Genomic DNA, 15039 nt, shown 5'->3' with positions numbered 1-15039 from the left:
AGTCATGCTGCGTGCTGCGCCATGGATTACCGTCCGGATTGGTGCAGTACGCCAACGATCGGCAAGGGGGTGCCGTCGTTCATAAAACGTCGCGCGGAGCTTCGCGCGAAAAGATCGTAGTGCTTCGCCTAACTCCGTATGGAAGGGAACATGATTCTCGGCGATACGATTCTCGAAACGCGCGGCCTCACCCGTGAGTTCAAAGGCTTTGTTGCCGTGAACGGCGTGAACCTGCGCGTGCGCCGTGGTTCGATCCATGCGCTGATCGGCCCCAACGGAGCAGGCAAGACCACCTGCTTCAATCTGCTCACCAAATTTCTCGAACCCACTGCGGGTCAGATCGTTTTCAACGGTGTCGATATCACCAGCGAACGTCCCGCGCAGATCGCGCGGCGCGGCATCATCCGTTCGTTCCAGATTTCCGCGGTATTTCCGCATCTGACGGCATTGCAGAACGTGCGCGTTGGTTTGCAGCGCTCGCTCGGCACCGCATTTCACTTCTGGAAGAGCGAGCGCACGCTGCGGCGTCTGAACGATCGCGCGATGGACCTGCTGACCCAGGTCGGTCTGACCGATTTCGCCGACGTGCTGACGGTCGAACTTGCCTACGGCCGCAAGCGCGCGCTCGAAATCGCCACCACGCTCGCGATGGAACCGGAATTGATGCTGCTCGACGAGCCGACCCAAGGCATGGGCCACGAAGACGTGGACCGCGTGACCGCGCTCATCAAGAAAGTATCGGCCGGCCGCACGATCCTGATGGTCGAGCACAACATGAACGTGATCGCCGGCATCTCCGATACGATCACCGTGCTGCAACGGGGCGAGGTGCTGGCCGAAGGCAGCTACGCGGAAGTGTCGAAGAATCCGCTCGTGATGCAAGCCTACATGGGCAGCGCCGACGCGGTGCTCGCCGGAGCCCACGCATGAATACGACGGTCGAGCGCGAAGGGCTCGAAGCGGGCACAACGAAAAACGGCGCAGCCGCGCTGGAAATCGCGGGACTGCAAACCTGGTACGGGGAATCCCACATTCTGCACGGCGTCGATCTGACGGTCGGCCGCGGCGAGGTCGTCACGCTGCTCGGGCGCAACGGCGCGGGCCGCACCACGACGCTGCGCGCGATCATGGGCCTCACGGGGCGCCGCACGGGTTCGATCCGGATCGGCGGACGCGAAACGATCGATCTGCCCACGCATCGCATCGCGCACTGCGGCATCGGTTACTGCCCCGAAGAGCGCGGCATTTTTTCGAGCCTGTCGTGCGAGGAAAATCTGCTGTTGCCGCCGCCCGTCGGCGACAAGGCGCACATGATGTCGCTCGAGGAAATCTACGCGATGTTCCCGAATCTGTACGAGCGGCGCATGAGCCAGGGCACGCGGCTCTCGGGCGGCGAACAGCAGATGCTCGCGGTCGCGCGGATTCTGCGCACGGGTGCGAATCTGCTGCTGCTCGACGAAATCTCGGAAGGGCTCGCACCCGTGATCGTGCAGGCGCTCGCGCGCATGATCGTCACGCTGAAGGCGCGTGGCTACACGGTCGTGATGGTCGAACAGAACTTCCGTTTTGCCGCGCCGCTCGCCGATCGTTTCTATGTGATGGAGCACGGTACGATCGTCGAGCATTTCGCGGCCCGCGAACTCGAAGGCAAGATGCCGGTGCTGCACGATTTACTCGGTGTATAGACCCCCATGCGGGCGTACTCGCGGAAATCTTCCGCATGCGTCCGCTTGCCTCTGATAACCACAAGCGAACAACCTGGAGACACGCATGAAAAAGAACCCACTCGCACGGCTTGCCTCATTCTGTTTCGCGGTTGCCGCCGGCACTGCGCTAACGTTCGGGGGCGCGCAAGCGGCCGACGATGCCGTGAAGATCGGCTTCATCACCGACATGTCGGGCCTGTACGCCGATATCGACGGGCAGGGCGGTCTTGAGGCGATCCGCATGGCGGTGGCCGACTTCGGCGGCAAGGTCAACGGCAAGCCGATCACGGTGCTGTACGCGGATCACCAGAACAAGGCGGACATCGCCGCGTCGCGTGCGCGCGAATGGTTCGACCGCGATGGCGTCGACATGCTGATCGGCGGCACGAACTCGGCGACCGGGTTGTCGATGAACACCGTCGCGGGCGAGAAGCACAAGGTCTACATCAACATCGGCGCCGGCGCCGATACGCTGACCAACGAGCAATGCACGCCGTACACGGTTCACTACGCCTACGACACGACGGCGCTCGCCAACGGCACGGGCTCGGCCGTGACGAAGCAGGGCGGCAAGACGTGGTACTTCCTGACGGCCGACTACGCGTTCGGCAAGGCGCTCGAAAAGGCCACCTCGGACGTCGTGAAGGCGAACGGCGGCCAGGTGCTCGGTTCGGTGCGGCATCCGCTCTCGGCGTCGGACTTCTCGTCGTTCCTGTTGCAGGCGCAGGCCTCGAAGGCGCAGATTCTCGGCCTCGCGAATGCCGGCGGCGATACGGTCAACGCGATCAAGGCCGCGAAGGAATTCGGCATTCCGAAGACAATGAAGATCGCCGCGCTGCTGATGTTCATCGACGACGTGCACAGCCTCGGTCTCGAAACCACGCAAGGTCTCGTGCTGACCGACAGCTGGTACTGGAACAAGGATGCCGAGACACGCAAGTGGTCGCAGCGCTACTTCGACAAGATGAAGAAGATGCCGTCGAGCCTGCAGGCCGCCGACTATTCGGCGACGATGAACTACCTGAAGGCGGTGCAGGCGGTCGGCTCGACCGACCCGGACAAGGTGATGGCGCAGCTGCGCAAGACGAAGATCGACGACTTCTACGCGAAGGGCTACATCCGCCAGGACGGCAGCATGATCCACGACATGTACCTGATGCAGGTGAAGACGCCGGCCGAATCGAAAGAACCGTGGGACTACTACAAGATCATGGCGACGATCCCGGGCGAGCAGGCGTTCACGACCAAGGCGCAAACGCGCTGTGCGTTGTGGAAGTAAGCGCGGGCCAGAAGAAAGAAGTCGCGGATAGCGGCACCTGAGACGCTCGCGGGGGCCTTCCGTTGTTCGTGAACGAAACGCCGTGCGTGTTGCTGCTGCGTTGAATGGCAGCGCGGCGCGTACGTGCGGCGTTTTCGTGAGCATGAGCAACGGCGGCTCAAACGGCCCGGACGTTTTGCGTGCCGCGCAGCGGGCGCTATTTGCCGCATCGTGCGCGCGACCGGTCTCACTTGACGATGGCTTGAAGGGCGAAGGGCTTCAATGGATATCTTTGGCGTTCCGCTTCCGGCGATGCTGAGCCAGCTTCTGCTCGGGCTCGTGAACGGCTCGTTCTACGCGATTCTGAGCCTTGGGCTGGCGGTGATTTTCGGCCTGCTCAACGTGATCAACTTCGCGCATGGCGCGCTGTTCATGCTCGGCGCGATGCTCGCGTGGATGGGGCTGTCGTATTTCAATCTGCCGTACTGGGTGATGCTCGTACTCGCGCCGCTGATCGTCGGGCTGTTCGGCATCGCGATCGAGCGCACGATGCTGCGCTGGCTCTATAAGCTCGATCATCTATACGGCCTGCTGCTGACGTTCGGGCTCACGCTTGCGATCGAAGGCATCTTCCATTCGATCTACGGGTCGTCGGGCCAGCCGTACGACGTGCCTTCGGCGCTTACCGGCGCGACCAATCTCGGCTTCATGTTCCTGCCGAACTATCGCGCGTGGGTTGTCGTCGCGTCGCTCGTCGTGTGCTTCGCGACGTGGTTCGTGATCGAGAAGACGCGGCTTGGCGCGTATCTGCGCGCGGGCACCGAAAACCCGAAGCTCGTCGAGGCGTTCGGCGTCAACGTGCCGCTGATGATTACGCTGACCTACGGCTTCGGCGTCGCGCTCGCGGCGTTTGCCGGCGTGCTCGCCGCGCCGGTCATCCAGGTCTCGCCGCTGATGGGCCAGCCGATGATCATCACCGTGTTTGCGGTGGTCGTGATCGGCGGGATGGGGTCGATCATGGGCTCGATTCTGACCGGCCTCATGCTCGGTGTGATCGAAGGGCTCACGCGCGTGTATTACCCCGAGGCGTCGGCGACCGTCGTCTTCGTGATCATGGCGCTCGTGTTGCTCGTGCGCCCGGCGGGCCTCTTCGGCAGGGAAAAATGATGCAGAGAAAAGTCCTCTACGGTCTGCTGCTGATCGTGCTGCTCGCGGTGCCGGTGCTTGGCATCTATCCGCTCTTCGTGATGAAGGTGCTGTGCTTCGCGCTGTTCGCGGCCGCCTTCAATCTGTTGATCGGCTATACGGGGCTGCTGTCGTTCGGACATGCGATGTTTCTCGCCTCGGCCGGCTACGCGACCGGCTATGCGATGCAGACGCTCGGGTTCTCGCCGGAGCTCGGGGTGCTGACCGGCACCGCGACGGCGACGCTGCTCGGGCTCGTCGTCGGCTTCTTCGCGATTCGCCGCCAGGGCATCTACTTCGCGATGGTGACGCTCGCGCTCGCGCAGATGGTGTACTTCGTGTTCCTGCAGGCGCCGTTCACGCATGGCGAAGACGGTCTGCAAGGCGTGCCGCGCGGCAAGCTGTTCGGCGTGCTCGGTCTTTCGTCGGACGTCGCGCTCTATTTCGTCGTGCTCGCGGTGGTCGTGGCGGCATTCCTGTTGATCGTGCGGATCGTCCATTCGCCGTTCGGGCAGGTGCTCGTCGCGATCAAGGAGAACGAGCCGCGCGCGGTGTCGCTCGGCTACGATACCGATCGCTTCAAGCTGCTGGCGTTCATTCTGTCGGCCGGCCTCGCGGGTCTTGCCGGCTCGCTGAAAGTGCTCGTGCAGGGCTTCGAAACCTTGAGCGACGCGTATTGGACCATGTCCGGTCTCGTCATCCTGATGACGCTCGTGGGTGGTATGGGTACGCTGTTCGGGCCGCTGCTCGGCGCCGCGCTGATCGTGTCGCTCGAAGACCGGCTCGGCGATATCGGTGCCGCGCTTGCCTCGGTGACGGGCGTCGACTGGTTCCGCTCGCTCGGCGAATCGGTGACGATCGTCACGGGGCTGATTTTCATTGCGTGCGTGCTGGCGTTCCGGCGTGGTATCGTCGGCGAAATCGTCGCGCGCGTGCGGCCGTTGCGTGCATAATCGAGCCTGGCTTGATGCAGTGCGATATGAGATTGCTTCGACATCCGATCTAATTCGGGCAGGCTAAAAATCCAATGAAACAACGGCTTTCATAAGCAGGTCGCATAATGTGCAGACGAAACGCGCCGACGTGCGTCAATTCGGTGCCGCAGTGCACCACTAGGGTAATTGCTAGTTGTTACCGGTAGAGGCGTCGTTTAATCTTTACGCAGTTCTGATGCACCACGAATTTGCAGGTGGAGAACGAGGAGACAATTGAGGCACTCAGTGCCCAGACGAAAGCGCTGTTGGATTGATATCCAACAGCGCTTTTTATTTGTGCTTTTCGAACGCGCTTTCGACAAGCCGCGCCGGGATAATCGTTGAATCGGGCCGTTATTTTTGTTCGACGAGAACACCGCATTTAAGCGCTACAACCCTGCAAAACGCTTGCGGCACGGCGCGCGCGTCCGCTAAACTCGCTTTTCACCGACCACTGGGTTGGCATTTAAATCCGCGGATTTAAATTCAGTTGAATAACGGGGTTAATAGAGGAGCAGGATGAAGTCGGCATTACGTTGGATCAGCGCGGCATTGGTCGCCACCGGAGTATCGGCTGCCTGGAGCGGCCATGCATTCGCAGACGTGAAAATCGGCGTCACCGTGTCGGCTACGGGGCCGGCCGCTTCGCTCGGCATTCCGGAGAAGAACACGATCGCGCTGCTGCCCAAGGAGGTCGCGGGCCAGAAAATCGATTACATCGTGCTCGACGACGCGACCGATTCCACCCAGGCGGTCAAGAACGCCCGCAAGCTCACCAGCGAAGATCACGTCGACGCGCTGATCGGCTCGACCGTCGTGCCGAACTCGCTCGCCATGATCGACGTCGCCGCCGAAACGTCCACGCCGATGATCTCGATGGCCGCCGCCGCGGGCATCGTCGAGCCGATGGACGCGAAGCGCGCCTGGGTCTTCAAGACGCCGCAGAACGACATCCTGATGGCGACCGCGATCGCGCAGCACATGGCGAATCACGGCGTGAAGACGGTCGCGTTCATCGGTTTTGCCGACGCATACGGCGAGAGCTGGTTCAAGGAGTTCAGCAAGGCCGCCGATCTCCAGAAGATCAAGGTCGTCGCGAACGAGCGTTTTGCGCGCAACGACGCGTCGGTCACGGGCCAGGTGCTGAAGATGATGTCGCAGAACCCGGACGCGGTGCTGATCGCCGGCGCCGGCACGCCGGCCGCGCTGCCGCAGAAAACGCTCAGGGAGCGCGGCTACAAGGGCAAGTACTATCAGACGCACGGTGTCGCGAACAACGACTTCCTGCGCGTGTGCAGCAAGGATTGCGAGGGCACGTGGCTGCCGGCCGGTCCGCTGCTCGTCGCGGATCAACTGCCCGATTCAAACCCGGTGAAGAAGACCTCGCTCGCGTACAAACACGCGTATGAAGCCGCTTATGGCGTGGGCTCCGTGTCGACGTTCGGCGGCCATGCGTGGGACGCGGGCCTGCTGTTGCAACAGGCGATTCCGCTCGCGCTGAAGAAAGGGCAGCCGGGCACGCCGGCGTTCCGCGAAGCGCTGCGCGCGGCGCTCGAAGGCACCAAAGACATGCCCGCATCGCACGGCATCTTCAACATGAGCGCGAACGATCACGCCGGTCTCGATCAGCGAGCGCGTGTGATGGTGCAGATCGTCGACGGCAAGTGGAAGCTGGCCGGCGACTGAGCGAAGGCAAAACGCCACGAAGCCTCATCGAAAAGACGCGTGCAGTTGACGCGTCTTTTTTTATTACCCGTGCGGTGGCGCGCATCGCGAGAGAAGTGTGGTTCCGTTGCTTCAGGACAAACCCGCATTCGGCCCATGCGCTATTGACCGTCGATCATGCAGAACGCAATCTACTAGCATATTAGTGGTTAAAAAAGAGGAAATCGCGCCGCAGAAAGCGCGAGAGTCCGAGGCAGCAGGATCGTGCAGGTGAGAGGAGCGGCATCGAACAGAACGGGCAAGGTATTCGCATTGAGCAGGGAAAACCATGCTTGGCACGCGCGCACCCAGGCCCGATAACTTGATCACGCACCGGGCCCGTCGAGCCGGCTCATAGATACGCGCTTCAAGGCGTTTGGAGACTCGTAATGAAGAAGACAAGGCAATGGGTACGCACGGGCATCGCAATGGCGCTGATGTGCGGCGCGGGTGCGGCGTTCGCGCAGGTGAAGATCGGCGTGACGCTGTCCACCACGGGGCCGGCCGCATCTCTCGGGATTCCCGAGAAGAACACGATTGCATTGCTGCCGAAGGAGATCGGCGGCAAGAGCGTGCAGTACATCGTTCTCGACGACGGCTCGGACACCAGCAAAGCCGTGCAGAACACGCACAAGCTGATCGACGAAGACCATGTCGACGCGATCATCGGCTCGACCGTCACGCCGAACGCGCTTGCGATGCTCGATCCCGCCGCCGAAGGCAAGACGCCGGTGATCTCGCTCGCGGCATCGGCGGCGATCATCGCGCCGATGGACGCGAAGCGCGCGTGGGCCTTCAAGCCGCCGCAGAACGACAGCCTGATGGCCGACGCCATCGCCGATTACATGCAGCGCCACGGCGTGAAGACGGTCGGCTTCATCGGCTTTTCGGATGCCTACGGCGATAGCTGGAACACGACCTTCGACGCCGCCGCGAAAGCCCACAATCTGAAGGTCGTCTCCAACGAGCGTTTTAACCGCACCGATGCATCGGTGACGGGCCAGGTGCTGAAGACGATGAGCGCGAATCCCGACGCGGTGCTGATCGCGGGCTCGGGCACGCCGTCGGCGCTGCCGGCCAAGACGCTCAAGGAGCGTGGCTACAAGGGCAAGATCTATCAGACGCACGGTGTCGCGAACAACGACTTCCTGCGCGTGTGCGGCAAGGATTGCGACGGCGAGTTGCTGCCGGCCGGTCCGATTCTCGTCGTCGATCAGCTGCCCGATTCGAACCCGGTGAAGAAGTCGTCGGAAGCCTATAAGAACGCGTACGAGAAGGCGTATGGCGCGGGTTCGGTCGCCACCTTCGGCGGTCACGCATGGGATGCGGGCCAGATGCTGCAGGCCGCGATTCCGGTCGCGCTGAAGACCGCTCAGCCGGGCACGCCCGAGTTTCGCTCGGCGCTGCGCAGCGCGCTCGAAAACCTCAAGGAACTGCCGGTGTCGCACGGCATCATGAACACCACGCCGACCGACCACAACGGCCTCGACCAGCGCGCACGCGTGATCGTGCAGATCGTCGACGGCAAATGGAAGCTGCAGAACGACTGAAAATAATCCATCAGGATAAAAAGCGGTACGCGCCTCTCGCGCAATCTGCGGTGCATGGCACCGCATTGCCATGTGTTCGACGACAATGGCAACGACCGCCGCGCCGCATCCCGGCGCGGCGGTTGTCTTTTCAGACATGGCATGCAGGTTGATGGACGGCCACGCGCCGTGCTATCACGACTGTTTTCCGGTTTTTCGATTTCGACGCTTCAGGACGAGGAAGTATGGATCTATCAATTGCGGCGATCCTCGCGCAGGACGGCATTACCACCGGCGCAATCTACGCGCTGCTTGCGCTTGCGCTGGTGTTGGTGTTTTCCGTGACGCGGGTGATCTTCATACCGCAGGGGGAGTTTGTTTCGTATGGCGCGCTGACGCTCGCCGCATTGCAGACGCAGAAGTTTCCGGCCACCTGCTGGCTGCTGATGGCGATGGGCGCGGCGTGTTTTGTCGTCGAGACGGCGGCGACGTTGCGGCATGCCGAGCGGCGCCGTCATGCGGCGCGCACGCTGCCCGTGCTGGCAGGGAAGTATCTGCTGTTCCCGATCGCCGTCTATGCGCTCACGCGTGGCCTCTTCATGCAGCCGCTGCCGATGATCGTGCAGATCGCGCTGACGCTCTTGATCGTGATTCCGATGGGGCCGTTCGTTTATCGGCTCGCTTATGAGCCGATCGCGGAAGCGACCACGCTGCTGCTGCTGATTGTCGCAGTGGCCGTGCATTTCGCGATGGTCGGTCTCGGCCTCGTGATGTTCGGCGCGGAAGGCTCGCGCACCAACGCGTTTTCCGATGCGACGTTCAACGTCGGCAGTCTGTCGATCTCCGGGCAAAGCCTGTGGGTGATCGGCACGGCGGTCGTGCTGATCGGCGCGCTGTATCTGTACTTCGATCGCTCGATCTCGGGCAAGGCGCTGCGCGCGACCTCGGTGAACCGGCTCGGCGCGCGCCTCGTCGGTATCGGCACAACGCAGGCAGGGCGCCTCGCGTTCACGCTCGCGGCGGGGCTCGGTGCGCTGTGCGGCATCCTCGTCGCGCCGCTCACGACGATCTATTACGACTCGGGCTTCCTGATCGGTCTGAAGGGCTTCGTGGGCGCGATCATCGGCGGTCTCGTCAGCTATCCGCTCGCGGCAGCGGGCTCGATTCTCGTGGGTTTGCTGGAGTCGTATTCGTCGTTCTGGGCGAGTGCTTATAAGGAAGTGATCGTGTTCACGCTAATCATCCCGGTGCTGCTGTGGCGCAGTCTTGCGAGCTCGCATGCCGAAGAGGAAGAGGAGTGACGCGATGAAACGGATCATGCAAAAGAAGTTCTTCTGGTTGTTCCTCGTGGTGCTGTTCGCGTTGCCCGTGCTGCCGCATCCGATCCACGTGCCCGAGTACTGGGTCACGCTGCTCAACTACATCGGGCTGTATGCGATCGTCGCCATCGGCCTCGTGCTGCTGACTGGCATCGGCGGCATGACGAGCTTCGGGCAGGCCGCGTTCGTCGGCATCGGCGCCTATGCGACCGCGTATCTGACGACGAGCTACGGCGTGTCGCCGTGGCTTGCGTTGATCGCCGGCATTATCGTGACCGCCCTGGTCGCGCTGATGCTCGGTCTCGTGACGATGCGTCTGTCCGGCCACTTCCTGCCGCTCGGCACGATCGCCTGGGGGCTCGCGCTGTTCTACCTGTTCGGCAATCTCGACATGCTCGGCAAGTACGACGGCATCAACGGCATCCCGGTGCTCAATGTTTTTGGGATAAACCTCGAGTCCGGCCGCCATATCTATTACCTGATCTGGGCGGTCGTGCTCGGCGCGGTCGTCTCTGTTCAGAATTTGCTTAATAGCCGGCCGGGCCGCGCGATCCGTGCGCTGCGCGGCGGCGGTCTGATGGCCGAGGCGATGGGCGTCAATACCGGCTGGATGCGCGTCGTGATCTTCGTTTATGCGGCGGTGCTCGCGTCGGTGTCGGGCTTTCTGTACGCGCATCTGCAACGCGCGGTAAATCCGACGCCGTTCGGCCTCAACCACGGCATCGAGTTTCTGTTCATGGCGGTGGTGGGCGGCGTTTCGCATGTGTGGGGCGCGGTGCTCGGCGCAGCGATCCTGACCGTGCTGCAGGATTATCTGCAAACGCTGCTGCCGAAGCTGCTCGGCGAGAACGGCAACTTCGAAGTGATCGTGTTCGGCATTCTGATGGTGCTGCTGTTGCAGTACGCGCGACAGGGCGTGTGGCCGTTCGTCGCGCGCTTTTTCCCGCGCGGGTCGCATGCGCATCTCGCCGATCACGCGGAGCCTCTACCGCAGCGCAACAAACCGCAAGCCGGCGAAAACCTGCTGACGGTGAACAAGGCGCGCAAGCAGTTCGGCGGCCTCGTCGCGGTGAACGACGTGAGCTTCGAAGTCAAAGCCGGGCAGATCATCGGACTGATCGGGCCGAACGGCGCCGGCAAATCGACCACCTTCAATCTCGTGACCGGCGTGCTTCAGGCGACGAGCGGCGAGATCATGTTTCGTGGCGAGCGCATCGATGCGCTCAGTTCACGTGAAATCGTCAAACGCGGGATCGGCCGCACGTTCCAGCACGTCAAGTTGCTGCCGGGCATGACGGTGCTGGAGAACGTCGCGATCGGCGCGCATCTGCGTGGTCATGCGGGCGTGTGGCGCAGCATCGTGCGCTTGAATCGCGCGGAAGAGGCGCGCTTGATGGCCGAGGCGGCCAGACAGATTCGCCGCGTCGGTCTCGAGCAGCATATGTATGACGAGGCGGGTAGCCTCGCGCTCGGACAGCAGCGGATTCTCGAAATCGCTCGCGCGCTGTGCTGTGGTCCGACGCTGCTGTTGCTCGACGAACCGGCCGCCGGTCTGCGGTATCAGGAAAAACTGCAACTCGCCGATCTGCTGCGTCGCCTGAAAGCGGAAGGAATGAGTGTGTTGCTAGTCGAGCACGATATGGATTTCGTGATGAATCTCACCGACCGGCTTGTGGTCATGGAGTTCGGGACGCGGATCGCAGAAGGTTTGCCGCAGGACGTGCAGCAGGACCCGGCGGTGCTCGAAGCGTATCTGGGCGGGGTGGAGTGATGGGGAACACAATGACGACGGGTGTAGCGGCCGTGGCGCCGATTCTCGACGTGGACGGTCTATCGGTCCGTTACGGCAAGGTCGAGGCGCTGCACGGCGCGGCGATCCGGGTGCGGGCAGGACAAATCGTTTCGGTGATCGGTCCGAATGGCGCGGGCAAGTCCACGCTGCTGAACGCAATCATGGGCGCGTTGCCGGGCACCGGCCATGCGAAGGGCGCGATCAACTATCGCGGCGAGGACGTCAACGCGATACCGGTCGAGAAGCGGGTCGCACGCGGCATGTGTCTGGTGCCGGAAAAGCGCGAGCTATTTGCGTCGATGACGGTCGAAGATAACCTCGTGCTCGGCGCTTACCGGCGCAAGCGGGCAGGGGAGCGGAATTTCCTCGATCAGCTTGAACCGGTGTTCGAGCTGTTTCCACGACTGAAGGAGCGCCGCAAGCAGGAAGCTGGCACGCTGTCAGGTGGCGAGCGGCAGATGCTGGCGGTCGGTCGCGCGCTGATGGGCAAGCCCGATCTGCTGATGCTCGACGAGCCGAGCCTTGGTCTCGCACCGCTGATCGTGAAGGAGATTTTCCACATCATCAGTGCGCTGCGGCAGACGGGCGTTGCCACGCTGCTGATCGAGCAGAACGCACGCGCTGCGCTGCAAATTTCCGACTACGGCTATGTACTCGAAACCGGCGAGTTGGCACTCGAAGGACCGGCAGCGGATCTCGCACAGAATCCGCGCGTGATCGAAACCTATCTTGGCCTGGCGAAAAAAGTGGCGTAGCACAGCACCTTTTCTGCTGATGGCGGTCTTTCAAGCGGTGTGTTTCACGTGAAACACACCGCTTTTTTTATTCGTTAGCCATTCGGACGAAATTCGGGCCGAAACTGAACCCGTTATAATTCGCCCATACATTTTCCTTTGAGGCTCACGTGACGATCTGGCGTGAGATCCCGCGATGCTTTTTCCCACAGAATTTGACGTAATCGTCGTTGGCGGCGGTCATGCCGGCACCGAAGCCGCTTTGGCATCGGCGCGCATGGGTAATAAGACACTGCTCTTGACCCACAACATCGAAACCCTCGGGCAGATGAGCTGCAATCCGTCGATCGGCGGCATTGGCAAAGGCCATCTGGTCAAGGAAGTCGATGCGCTCGGCGGCGCCATGGCGGCCGCCACCGACGAAAGCGGCATCCAGTTCCGTATCCTGAACTCGTCGAAGGGGCCGGCGGTGCGTGCGACGCGCGCTCAGGCCGACCGCGTGCTCTATAAGGCGGCGATCCGTCATCGTCTGGAAAATCAGCCGAATCTGTGGCTGTTCCAGCAGGCCGTCGACGACCTGATGGTCGAGGGCGACCGCGTGGTCGGCGCCGTTACGCAAGTGGGCATCCGTTTCCGCTCGCGCGCCGTGGTGCTGACGGCAGGTACGTTCCTCGACGGCAAGATTCACGTCGGTCTGAACAACTACACCGGTGGCCGCGCGGGTGATCCGGCTGCGGTTTCGCTGTCCGCACGCCTGAAGGAGCTGAAGCTGCCGCAGGGACGGCTCAAGACCGGTACGCCGCCGCGTATCGACGGCCGTACGATTGATTTCTCGCAACTCGAAGAGCAGCCGGGCGATCTGGACCCGGTGCCGGTGTTTTCGTTCCTCGGGCGCGTCGAGCAGCATCCGCGGCAAGTGCCGTGCTGGGTCACGCATACGAATCAGCACACCCACGACATTATTCGTAGCGGCCTCGACCGTTCGCCGATGTACACGGGCGTGATCGAAGGGGTCGGGCCGCGCTATTGCCCGTCGATTGAGGACAAGATTCACCGTTTCGCGTCGAAGGAATCGCATCAGATTTTCCTGGAACCGGAAGGGCTGACGACCAACGAGTTCTACCCGAACGGGATTTCCACGAGCCTGCCGTTCGACGTGCAGCTCGAACTGGTGCGTTCGATGCGCGGTTTGGAGCATGCGCATATTCTGCGACCCGGTTATGCAATCGAGTACGACTATTTCGATCCTCGCGGATTGAAGGCATCGCTGGAAACCAAGGTGATTAGCGGGCTGTTCTTCGCAGGGCAGATCAACGGGACGACCGGCTATGAGGAGGCGGCGGCGCAGGGCATGCTGGCCGGTATCAATGCCGGTTTGCACGTTCAGGGCAAGGACGCATGGTGCCCGCGTCGCGATCAGGCCTATCTGGGCGTGCTGGTCGACGATCTGGTCACGCGCGGGGTGTCCGAGCCGTACCGGATGTTCACGAGCCGTGCCGAATACCGCCTGAGCCTGCGCGAAGACAACGCCGACATGCGCCTGACCGAGATCGGCCGCGAGTTGGGCGTGATCGATGACGCACGTTGGGACGCGTTCAGCCGCAAGCGCGACGCTGTTTCACGTGAAACAGAGCGCCTTCGTACGACGTGGGTCAATCCTAAGACGTTATCTGCCGACGAAGCGACGGCACTGCTCGGCAAGCCGATCGACCACGAATACAGCCTCGCGGACTTGCTCCGTCGACCGGGCGTGAGCTACGACGGCGTCTGCGGCTTGCGTGGCGGCACGTGCGGTGCGCCCGAAGTGCTCGCCGAAGACGACGTACTGCTCGCTCAGATCAAGGAGCAGATCGAGATCGGCATCAAATATCAGGGCTACATCGATCGCCAGGCCGATGAAATCGAACGCAACGAGGCGCACGAAAACACGCGTCTGCCGGAAGGGCTCGACTACGCAGAGGTTCGCGGGCTGTCGTTCGAGGCACGCCAGAAGCTGACGCAGTTCCGGCCGGAAACGATTGGCCAGGCATCCCGTATCTCGGGCATCACGCCGGCGGCTATCTCGTTGCTGATGGTTCATCTGAAGCGAGGCCTTGGGCGGCGTCCGGCGAAGCCCGCCGAACCCGGCACCGACAGCAAGCCGGTGGTGCAATGACGGCAGGGCAGAGGGGTATCGATCAGCAGGCCCTGGCGTCGCTGCTGGCGGATGGTGTCTGTGAGCTGGGCCTCGACCTGAGCGACGTTCAGCAACGCAAGCTGCTTGATTACGTCGCCCTGTTGGCGAAGTGGAATAACGTCTACAACCTGACGGCGATTCGCGATCCGCGGCAAATGCTGGTCCAGCATATTCTCGATTCTCTTTCGATCGTGCCGCATCTCGCGCCGCTCGGCCCGTCTTCTGTGCTCGACGTCGGTTCGGGCGGCGGCTTGCCCGGGATCGTGCTGGCAATCGTACTGCCCGAATGGACCGTCACCACGAACGATATCGTTCATAAAAAGACGGCTTTCCAGGCTCAGGCGAAGGCCGAGCTGGGTCTCGCGAATCTGTCGGTCGTGACGGGACGCGTCGAGACATTGCGGCCCGGCGCCGAAGTACCGGCAAAGTTCGACGTAATCGTTTCGCGCGCATTCGCAGAACTCACGGATTTCGTTACACTGGCCCGTCACCTGGTTGCGGAGCAGGGCGCGATCTGGGCGATGAAGGGCGTGCAGCCGGACGGTGAAATCGGGCGTCTGCCGGCTGGCGCCCACGTGGAACGGATCATCCGGCTGAACGTGCCGTCGCTCGACGCCGAACGGCACCTGATCAAGGTTCGGGTGGGCGCGGAAAGCTGACGG

The 15039-nt window shown here is 62.3% G+C and carries 12 protein-coding genes; all 12 read left to right on the top strand.

Annotation, left to right across the window (positions count from 1 at the left end; translation table 11 throughout):
- The first annotated feature begins 150 nt into the window (after window positions 1-150).
- The 12 genes from F3J20_RS20975 to rsmG all read left to right on the top strand — a co-directional run bounded on the left by F3J20_RS20975 (window position 151) and on the right by rsmG (window position 15036).
- Window positions 151-930 carry an ABC transporter ATP-binding protein gene (locus F3J20_RS20975; RefSeq protein ID WP_167284408.1) on the top strand — a complete coding sequence of 260 codons (780 nt, stop codon included), beginning with the start codon at window positions 151-153 and terminating at the stop codon, window positions 928-930.
- Window positions 927-1685 (top strand): ABC transporter ATP-binding protein, encoded by a 759-nt coding sequence (locus tag F3J20_RS20970; RefSeq protein WP_167284407.1) that lies wholly within the window; start codon window positions 927-929, stop codon window positions 1683-1685. Before F3J20_RS20975 ends, F3J20_RS20970 begins: the two co-directional genes overlap by 4 nt.
- An 85-nt stretch (window positions 1686-1770) precedes the next feature.
- A complete protein-coding gene (locus tag F3J20_RS20965; RefSeq protein WP_167049077.1) occupies window positions 1771-2985 on the top strand; it encodes an ABC transporter substrate-binding protein in 1215 nt (404 codons plus the stop codon).
- Window positions 2986-3246: 261 nt separating this feature from the next.
- Window positions 3247-4131 (top strand): branched-chain amino acid ABC transporter permease, encoded by an 885-nt coding sequence (locus tag F3J20_RS20960; protein WP_167049075.1) that lies wholly within the window; start codon window positions 3247-3249, stop codon window positions 4129-4131.
- The gene (locus tag F3J20_RS20955) at window positions 4131-5102 is read left to right on the top strand and encodes a branched-chain amino acid ABC transporter permease (RefSeq protein WP_167284422.1); all 972 of its coding nucleotides are present in this window, start codon (window positions 4131-4133) and stop codon (window positions 5100-5102) included. Before F3J20_RS20960 ends, F3J20_RS20955 begins: the two co-directional genes overlap by 1 nt.
- Before the next feature lie 540 nt (window positions 5103-5642).
- Window positions 5643-6809 (top strand): ABC transporter substrate-binding protein, encoded by a 1167-nt coding sequence (locus F3J20_RS20950; RefSeq protein ID WP_167049073.1) that lies wholly within the window; start codon window positions 5643-5645, stop codon window positions 6807-6809.
- A 407-nt stretch (window positions 6810-7216) separates the two neighbouring features.
- The gene (locus F3J20_RS20945; RefSeq protein ID WP_167284406.1) at window positions 7217-8377 is read left to right on the top strand and encodes an ABC transporter substrate-binding protein; all 1161 of its coding nucleotides are present in this window, start codon (window positions 7217-7219) and stop codon (window positions 8375-8377) included.
- Window positions 8378-8601: 224 nt separating this feature from the next.
- A complete protein-coding gene (locus tag F3J20_RS20940; RefSeq protein ID WP_167284405.1) occupies window positions 8602-9657 on the top strand; it encodes a branched-chain amino acid ABC transporter permease in 1056 nt (351 codons plus the stop codon).
- 4 nt (window positions 9658-9661) lie between these two features.
- On the top strand, window positions 9662-11446 hold the full coding sequence (locus F3J20_RS20935) for a branched-chain amino acid ABC transporter ATP-binding protein/permease (RefSeq protein ID WP_167284404.1): 1785 nt from the start codon (window positions 9662-9664) through the stop codon (window positions 11444-11446).
- Window positions 11446-12222 (top strand): ABC transporter ATP-binding protein, encoded by a 777-nt coding sequence (locus F3J20_RS20930; protein ID WP_167284403.1) that lies wholly within the window; start codon window positions 11446-11448, stop codon window positions 12220-12222. The genes F3J20_RS20935 and F3J20_RS20930 overlap by 1 nt, the downstream gene beginning before the upstream one ends.
- A 175-nt stretch (window positions 12223-12397) precedes the next feature.
- Window positions 12398-14356 carry a tRNA uridine-5-carboxymethylaminomethyl(34) synthesis enzyme MnmG gene (gene mnmG / locus F3J20_RS20925; RefSeq protein WP_167284402.1) on the top strand — a complete coding sequence of 653 codons (1959 nt, stop codon included), beginning with the start codon at window positions 12398-12400 and terminating at the stop codon, window positions 14354-14356.
- On the top strand, window positions 14353-15036 hold the full coding sequence (rsmG, locus tag F3J20_RS20920) for a 16S rRNA (guanine(527)-N(7))-methyltransferase RsmG (protein WP_167284401.1): 684 nt from the start codon (window positions 14353-14355) through the stop codon (window positions 15034-15036). The genes mnmG and rsmG overlap by 4 nt, the downstream gene beginning before the upstream one ends.
- The last annotated feature ends 3 nt before the right edge of the window (window positions 15037-15039 follow it).

The sequence above is a fragment of the Paraburkholderia sp. Cy-641 genome, from assembly GCF_011752945.1.
Classification (GTDB): domain Bacteria; phylum Pseudomonadota; class Gammaproteobacteria; order Burkholderiales; family Burkholderiaceae; genus Paraburkholderia.
The sequence above is the reverse complement of the archived record's forward strand: the minus strand, read 5'-3'. Positions and strand labels throughout refer to the sequence as shown.